Source organism: Streptomyces regalis (genome assembly GCF_001509475.1).
Classification (GTDB): Bacteria; Actinomycetota; Actinomycetes; order Streptomycetales; family Streptomycetaceae; genus Streptomyces; species Streptomyces regalis.
This window is the reverse complement of the sequence record NZ_LLZG01000215.1, coordinates 1-887: the sequence shown is the minus strand read 5'-3', so window position 1 is coordinate 887 and position 887 is coordinate 1. Positions and strand designations below refer to the sequence as shown.

Annotated in this window: 1 protein-coding gene; it reads right to left on the bottom strand. The window is 66.4% G+C overall.

Annotated elements, in window-relative coordinates; all coding sequences use genetic code 11:
* Positions 1-15: 15 nt before the first annotated feature.
* The gene (locus ADL12_RS22620; RefSeq protein ID WP_062704519.1) at positions 16-771 is read right to left on the bottom strand and encodes an IS5/IS1182 family transposase; all 756 of its coding nucleotides are present in this window, start codon (positions 769-771) and stop codon (positions 16-18) included.
* Between the last annotated feature and the right edge of the window lie 116 nt (positions 772-887).

Sequence of the window (887 nt, the reverse complement as noted above, 5' to 3'; positions counted from 1 at the left end):
GAGCGTTTTCCAACCTCACGCTGATGCGTGGTGAAGGACGAGGACGGCCTTCACCACGTCGGTGATGCGGTTGGTGCTGCAGCGGAGTTTCCGCAGGAGGCGCCAGCTCTTGAGGGTGGCCATGGCCCGCTCGCCGAGGCAACGGATCTTGGCGTGGGTGGTGTTGTGGCGGCGCTTCCATCGCTTGAGGCGGCGGCCCCGAAACGGAACCCGGACGGATCCGCCGGCTCCTTGATATGCCTTGTCCGCCCAGCATTTGAGCCCAGCATCGGCGAGGGCTTCGATGATGCCGTGCTGTCGCGCGGCGGTCAGGTCGTGAGTTGAGCCGGGAAGCGCCGGCGAGGCCCAGAGCAGCCGTCCGAAGGGATCGGTGAGGACCTGGACGTTCATGCCGTGGCGTTTGTGTTTCCCGGAGTAGTACGGGGTGTCGGCGGCGATGCGGTCGATCGGCAGCAGGGTGCCGTCGAGGATGACGAACGCCTTCGCCCGGATCGTCGTCATCGCCTCGTCCAGGGACGGGGCGAGGTCTGCCAGGGCCTCGACGGCTTCACGTATGTAGCGGTAGACCGTCGCGATCCCGATGCCGAATCCGGCGGCGAGCTGGGCGTAAGTGTCACCGCACCGCAGGTGGGCCAGGGCGAGCAGGGCCTGGCGTGCGGCAGGAAGGCGCCGCCACCGTGTCCCGATCTCCCGCCGTCTGACTGTCAGTTGTCCGGTCAGGAACCGCAGGGTGCGGCTGGACAGATCAATCGAGGACGGGTAGACAAGCACGCGAAGCTCCTGGCGGACACGGGCGATCTTGGTCGAGAACCCGTCTACCAGGAGCTTCGTCGTTGCGCAGGACAGTCCAACTCGCGGTCAGACACCGCCAGCTTGCAAAGGGCTCA